The 3,260-nt window shown below is 53.2% G+C and carries 4 protein-coding genes; 3 read left to right on the plus strand and 1 reads right to left on the minus strand.

What is annotated here, in order from left to right; genetic code table 11:
• A partial coding sequence (locus BMZ36_RS14125) for a Fic family protein (protein WP_177187902.1) occupies window positions 1-978 on the plus strand: 978 nt, incomplete at its 5' end.
• A 2-nt stretch (window positions 979-980) separates the two neighbouring features.
• Complete coding sequence (locus tag BMZ36_RS14670) at window positions 981-1,508, plus strand: cyclic-phosphate processing receiver domain-containing protein (protein ID WP_218142742.1); 528 nt, start codon at window positions 981-983, stop codon at window positions 1,506-1,508.
• A 196-nt stretch (window positions 1,509-1,704) separates the two neighbouring features.
• Here the strand turns inward: BMZ36_RS14670 and BMZ36_RS14595 are convergent, their stop codons facing one another.
• Entirely contained in the window at window positions 1,705-1,944 is a 240-nt protein-coding gene (locus tag BMZ36_RS14595) for a hypothetical protein (protein WP_091198376.1), read from the minus strand.
• Between the two features lie 12 nt (window positions 1,945-1,956).
• Between BMZ36_RS14595 and BMZ36_RS14140 the strand changes: the two genes are divergently transcribed.
• Window positions 1,957-3,260: hemagglutinin repeat-containing protein (locus tag BMZ36_RS14140; protein ID WP_218142743.1), on the plus strand; the 1,304-nt coding region annotated here is incomplete at its 3' end.

The raw sequence follows: 3,260 nt of genomic DNA on the forward strand, positions 1-3,260 counted from the left end.
CTCAACAACCTGCTGGGTGGCGACCCGGAGAAGATGAGCGCATCAGAGAAGGAAGCGCGCAAGAATCTGGTGGGGACGCTGATCATCGGTCTGGCTGCGGGTACGGGGCAGAATGCGGCGACGGCGAATGCTGCGGCTCAGATTGAGATGGAGAACAATAGGCTGACTGCTGATAAGATCGTGGAGAAATACAAAAAATTATCTGCAGCAAAGAGTCCAGATGAAATAAAAAAAATTATTGCCTTCTACAAGGAAAAAGACGCTGAGCAACATCAAACAGATGCCTATTTTCTATTAAAAGCTCCCGCTATGGGGCCAGCCAGTGCAGATCTGAAAAATGAAATCAGCGCGCTTGAGGTATTGGCAAGCAGGCCTGATTGCAATGCCAGCTGCAAACAGGATGCGCAGAAAAGCATAAACGAAATTAAACTTATTTTACCGTCTGTTATTCAGATTGAGTATGAAAATAGCCGGCAAAGGCAATTCGCGAAAGATATGAGCGAGCCCGCTGCAGAGTTGCTGCTTTTGGCGGAAGGTGGGCTAATTGGCTTAAAGGATAAATTTATTGGGTGGCTGGGTAGGAAAGCTACAGCTACTGAGGTGGTTGGTGTAAATACTACTTTAGAGCTAAAATCATTAACCCAAGAGCAAATTATAGAGATAAATAAAAAAACCAGTGGCGGTGGTGTGCCTTTGACTGGCTCTGTTGATACAGTACTTGCAAATATGTCATATCGAGAAGGTTTTGAAAATCAAGCGGCTGCAGCAATACGCGATATAGCGGGAAGTCACTTATTTCAAGACGGAAACAAACGTACCGCTCAAGCAGTAGTTGAGCTTTTTGCTAAAGAAAATGGGGTTAAAATAGATAGTCAAGCACTTAGAGCGATTATTGATGAGGCAGGTAAAGGTAGTCTTGGCAACCTTTCAACGGTTGATGCAATATCTCAGGCATTGAAAAAAGCAGTTAAACGCTAATTATGAACGTATATCTTGATGACATTCGAAATGCACCGGATGGCTGGGTTTGTGTTAGATGGCCTTCTGAGGCGATAGCATTGTTAAAGACTGGATTGGTTAAGAAAATCAGTCTGGATCACGACTTGGGTGATGATGCAATAGGCACTGGTTATGATGTATTGTTGTGGATCGAGGAGGCTGTGGCGACCAATAATTTTTCACCGCCAGAGATTGTTATACATTCGGCAAACATATCAGCTAGACATAAAATGGAACTGGCTATTGATAATATTAAAAAATTAAATAATGGTGTGCATATGAGGGATGCAATTTGTATTTTGGAAGAGATGTCAAGGAATGGATTTTCTGTAATTGTGAAGATTGACGGTGAGCGCTGGGGTGATGAACATCCAAAGCCATATACTGTGATAATTTTTGGTGGAAATATGGTGAATAATCAATCGCATAGGTTTGATTCTGATAATTTTTTAGATGCAGTGGCCGCTGCTGTTGACTGTTACAAAAAACAAAACCAACAATTGGAGTGATTTACTACCGCGTATGGCGTAATGCATAGGGTGCTATTGAGCGAAGCGCACCGAATGTTGCCTGTTTCGTCCTGATCCTCCCGTCGGCTGGGGCGATTAAACGGGCCGGACTCGAATATTTTTAGCGATGAATAATAGGGGACAGACCACGGTTTCCTGTGATGGTTTTCTGATAGAGTGGGAGACGTTTCCGCTATCAACTTGAACCGGGCATGGTCGATGCGATTCGCCGAATGACCAACGGCAACTTTGCGCTCGGGGATTCGCGGTTTTCCCGAATCAATGGGGTCAGCGAATCAATGGGGTCAGTATCGATTGATTTGACTGACCGTGCGGCCCGGGTAAAGATTTCTACGAACAACGCCTGATCCGCGAACAGGTCGCCCAGCTCACCGGCCGGCGCTTCCTTGACGGCTACGCCAGCGACGAAGCCCAATACCGCGCCCTCATGGACAACGGCATCACTGCCGCCCAACAATTCAACCTGCAGCCCGGCATCGCCCTCACTTCCGCCCAGATGGCCGCACTGACCAGCGACATCGTCTGGCTGGTGCAAAAAGAAGTCACGCTGGCCGACGGCAGTAAACAGAAGGTACTGGCTCCGCAAGTCTACGCCCGGCTCAAGGAAGGCGACATCGACGGCAGCGGCGCATTGCTCAGCGGCAACACGCTCGACCTTAACCTCTCCGGCGACTTGGTCAACAGCGGCACGCTGGCCGGCCGCTCGGTCGTTGCCCTTACCGCCGACAACCTGCAGAACCTGAATGGCCGCATCAGCGGCGGCGATGTGCAGGTGGCGGCCCGCACCGATCTTGCCAACCTCGGCGGCATCATCGACGCCCAAACCCGCCTTAACGTCAGCGCCGGCCGCGACCTCACCGTCGCCTCTACCACCGCCCGCAACCAGAACGCCCAAGGCAGCATCACCCATCTCGACCGCATCGCCGGCCTGTATGTCGCCGACGGCTCGCTCGCCGCCAGTGCCGGCCGCGACCTTACTCTCACCGCTGCCCAAGTGGTCAACAGCGGCACGCAAAGCGGCGAAGCCGGCCAGACCACCCTGGTGGCCGGACGCGACCTCAACCTGAACACCGTCACCACCGCCAGCCAGAACAACCTTGCCTGGAACGCCAACAACTGGCGCAAGGACGCCAGCAGCCAGGAAATCGGCGCCGCCATCCAGAGTCAGGGCAACATCCAGCTCGCCGCCGGCAACGACCTCAACGCCCGCGCCGCCAGCGTCACCTCCGACCAAGGCGCCCTCAAGGTCACCGCCCTCAACAATGTCACGATCAGCGCCGGACAAAGCACGCAGTTCGTCGATGAAAAACATCAAAGCACCAGCAAGGGCTTCCTCTCCAGCAAAACCATCTCCACCCGCGACACCCTCGACCAGACCCAGGCCCAGGCCAGCACCTTCAGCGGGCAGACTGTCACGGTTCAGGCCGGCAACGACCTCACCGTCCGCGGCAGCAATGTCGTCGGCACCGGAGACGTCAGCCTGCTCGCCGGCAACAACGTTACCATTGACGCCGCCACCAACCGCTTCAGCCAGACGCATCTCAAGGATGTCAAACAAAGCGGCCTGCTCTCCGCCAACGGCGGCATCGGCTTCACCATTGGCACCCGCCAGCAGACCGATACCACCCAATCCCAGGGCACCACCCAAAGCCAGAGTCGCAGCCTGATCGGCAGTACCGATGGCAGCCTCACGATCAGCGCCGGCAAGGATGCCACGATCCGCGGCAGCGA

It is taken from the genome of Formivibrio citricus, from assembly GCF_900115065.1.
Classification (GTDB): domain Bacteria; phylum Pseudomonadota; class Gammaproteobacteria; order Burkholderiales; family Chitinibacteraceae; genus Formivibrio; species Formivibrio citricus.